The 3,752-nt window shown below is 49.1% G+C and carries 3 protein-coding genes; 1 reads left to right on the top strand and 2 read right to left on the bottom strand.

All coding sequences use genetic code 11. The features are described from left to right. The coding region (locus DL239_RS21220; protein ID WP_206188593.1) for a hypothetical protein at positions 1-1,504 on the top strand (1,504 nt) is incomplete at its 5' end. Positions 1,505-1,628: 124 nt separating this feature from the next. On the opposite strand, the gene DL239_RS21225 is transcribed toward DL239_RS21220, so the two are convergent. Beyond that, the gene (locus tag DL239_RS21225) at positions 1,629-3,029 is read right to left on the bottom strand and encodes an ATP-binding protein (RefSeq protein ID WP_369410610.1); all 1,401 of its coding nucleotides are present in this window, start codon (positions 3,027-3,029) and stop codon (positions 1,629-1,631) included. Next, a complete protein-coding gene (locus tag DL239_RS21230; protein WP_167686090.1) occupies positions 3,029-3,577 on the bottom strand; it encodes a heme NO-binding domain-containing protein in 549 nt (182 codons plus the stop codon). The genes DL239_RS21225 and DL239_RS21230 overlap by 1 nt, the downstream gene beginning before the upstream one ends. Positions 3,578-3,752 lie beyond the last annotated feature (175 nt).

Genomic DNA, 3,752 nt, shown 5'->3' on the forward strand with positions numbered 1-3,752 from the left:
TTTGACAATGAGCAAGATAGAAGATCCATGGCACTCCCGCCCCATAGACGTTCATAGGTGGTCTGAGCATCCTGAGGTGAAGGAGTTCGTGGGGAGGATCTGGGACAAGTACTTGCCTGCGGAAGTGGTGGGGAAGTCTGGGCCGAAGCCTAAGATGGCGTTCCGTAAGCAGCTGAGGGTGTTGATCCTGGATCTGTATGTGGCTTGGCTGGATGATCCTGAGCTCTGTATCGGGGTGAAATTGGACGTAAATGCGTGGAAAACAGGCTCCCGGTACAACGCTCTGCACCTGTCTAAAAAGATGATCCCGATTATCTATGCTTTGTGCGAAGCTGGTCTAATTGACTTGGCCAAGGGCAGCCATGGCAGCGAGGGAGCCAGGGGAAATAGGACAACTCGTATTAGGGCATCAGAGGGATTACAGGAATGGTTCGCTGAGGCCAAGTTCGGGCGTGATGATGTAGGTCGAGCCGAGAATGAAGAAGTTATTTTCATGAAGGACGATAGTAAAAAACAGATCGAGTATGCGGACTCGCCGGACACCAACCGAATGCGAGAAGATCTTCAGGCCTACAATAAGCTGATAACTGGGTCATTTATCGACATTCCATCGCTACAGGATCCAGTCATTGAAACCGCAAAGTCTGGTGAATCAAAAAAGGTTAGGCTCAATTCAGGTCGCACACACCGTACTTTCAGCCGTAGCAACTGGGACATGAATGGGCGGTTCTATGGTGGATGGTGGCAGCAGATCAACAGCATCTGGCGGGCCAAGATCACTATTGATACCGAGCCAACGATCGAAGCTGACTATCAAGGTCTACACGTTGCCATGCTGTATGCTGAAGCAGGCAAAGAGCTTACTCATGACCCATATTTATTGCCCCAGTATAAAAATCTATCCTTTCCACCAAAATTAGTCAGGACATTGGCCAAGCAGCTGGTGCTAACTGCAATAAACGCAAAGGAAAAATCATCCGCTTACAAGGCATTTCGGGGTGAATTCCCCGAAGGTCATGCTGGCAAGAATATGACGAATAAATACCTAGATGAACTGCTGGAAGCGATCCTGGCTAGGAACCCCAGCCTGAGCGACTATCTGTTCACCGATCAGGGCATCTGCCTAATGCGCAAGGACAGCGACATAACGGCCTTCATCCACAACCACTTCACTAAGAAGGGCATTCCCGTTCTGTCTGTTCATGACAGCTACATCGTGGACTGTAACCATGTTGGCGAGCTAAGGCGTGTCATGGCAGATGCATCCGAAGCAGTGGTAGGTCGCCCACTGAAGTCTTCTGTGAATATTCCTGGACGTGAGGAGTTCGAACCTGTTGATGAGGCAGCTCTGAAGAAACACATTCACGAACTAGAGTGGGCTGCCCATGAACGTGTAGAGCCAGCTTGCGAAGGATACGTAGAGAGGGTGCTAGCATATATGGCTAAGACTGGCCGGAGTATTGGACCTTACGGCGAGGAACCATGGCCGGAGGGACTGGATTAGTGGTCTGAGGTTAAGGGGTTGGGCCAAATCTGCTAGGGTCGTGTAACTGAGGCTTCAGTTTAAGCTAGTAGCAGTCAGTCGTTCTCCACATCGAGGCTAAGGGGACCTGAGCGGATCAGTTGCTTTATTGGGAACTTCTGGTCTGCTGGCTTAGCGCCAAAGCCATGGTTCTTATCAATTCAGGTTTACGAATTGGTTTTGAGACGTGGTCGGTCATGCCGCTTTCTAAATAACGTGAAACCTGATGTACCATTGCATTAGCCGAAATTCCAAGGATAGGTACCGGTTTTTGATTGCTGGCTGTTTCTTCGGCACGAATTGCTTCAGTGGAAGAGACACCATCCATTTCAGGCATATTGACATCCATTAGTATGAGGTCAACCTCCTGAGTGCGCCAGGCCGATACTGCTTTTTGGCCATCTGTCACCATTGTTAACTCGAGGTCAAAACGCTTGAGCATGTGCTTGAGCACCAACTGATTGGTCTTATTGTCCTCAGCGATCAGGATGCGCCACTTTCGATACTTGAGGATTTCTTCGTGATCTTCTGTTTGAAGATCCTTGTTTCTTGCGGCTTTTTTGCTCGGCGACAATTGAATAGATGCGGTGAACTCGGTCCCGTCACCATCTGCACTCAAAAACGTCAGGCTTCCGCCCATCATTCTGCAAATATCGCGTGCGATAACTAACCCCAGGCCAGTGCCGCCAAATTTCCGAGTGATGCTCTCATCAGCTTGCACAAACGGTTGAAATATGCGTTCGCTTTTGTCTTCGGGAATTCCGATGCCAGTATCGCGAATGATAAGGTTCACCTGAAGCTTTCCGGTTTTTAACATCACAACGTTAGCAGTAAAGGCAACGGCCCCATTGGATGTGAATTTTATCGCGTTCGATAGAAGATTGCCAAGAACCTGCCCCAAGCGAGTTTGGTCAAATTCGGCCCACACTTGGTTGGAGGACAACAGGCCACCATAAAGTGATGTGAACCTTAGCCCTTTGTCGCGGGCTATCGGGGCAAAGCGCGCGCAAACACTATCGAGAAAATCATTGAGAGATGCCGGAATATTCTCGATTTCCAACTTACCGGCCTCAACTTTTGATAAATCTAAGATATCGTTGATTACGCACAGTAAAAGGTTGCCACTGTCGGAAATCAAACCGAGCATCTGCTGTTGTTCGGCTGTCAGGTCGCTTTCAGACAGGGCAGTTGCTAAACCCAGAACGCCGTTTAGCGGGGTACGAATTTCGTGGCTCATCGCTGCCAGAAAAATGGATTTAGCAGCATTAGCAGTTTCAGCCTCATTCCGGGCTGCTTCTAGTTCAGTCGTGCGTTTCGCGACCGCATCTTCCAGCCCGACCGCTTGCTTTTGTAAGGCCTGGTTGGCGTCATAAAGTTCACGACTTTTTGCCTCTAAAAGTTGCTCAGCTTCTTGCCGTGCCCGCGTTTCTCGATCGTACCGGCGCCTAGAAACTCGGTCGGAACGCGGACTACGTGGATTGTTGGAAATGGGCTTTTCGATAGCCACTAGTTGGTTCTTTCTATCAAGAATTCTGCCTGACATCGATTGTCACTTGTTATGTCGTGCATCTTGATGTCGGCAGGGCTCTTAAAATGTTCGATACAGCCTTCAATCAGGCCTAGGCAGAAGTGGTTTAAAGGGCGATCCGAGGCGTAGGTCATTTTTAGACCTTCACCTTCAGCATAGCGTTCAGTCTGAAAAACGGGCAACTCTGCATCTGGATAAAGTTTTCGCACCTCGACATGAACTTCTCCGTCAATGGCTTCCAGCATCTCAAAGGCGTCTTTCTTACCTTCGAAAAATTCTGGATACCCTTTGACAAACCGATCGAACATCCAGTGTCCAAACTGGGTCTGTAAAGCTGCAATTGGCACGTCAAGCCTCTCGCCAATAGCTACGACGAGCTGGATTAGTTCACCACAAGGGTAATTCCCCACTGAAGTGTATGCTCCGTCGCTTTGGAGATCAGCCTTGTCAATGATGTCGTCCAATTCGTCTTCGCTCATGACCGTCTCAGCCATGCGGAAGAGTTCTACGAAAACCATACCCTTCATTGCTCTCTCCAATATTTAGTCTTGCAGGGTAACTTGCTGTTCGTAAATAGCGCACTAACACGGGATTGCGACTTAATACCTCCCCACGAACTCCTTCACCTCAGGATGCTCAGACCACCTATGAACGTCTATGGGGCGGGAGTGCCATGGATCTTCTATCTTGCTCATTGTCAAA

Source organism: Parasedimentitalea denitrificans (assembly GCF_011813015.1).
Taxonomy (GTDB): domain Bacteria; phylum Pseudomonadota; class Alphaproteobacteria; order Rhodobacterales; family Rhodobacteraceae; genus Parasedimentitalea; species Parasedimentitalea denitrificans.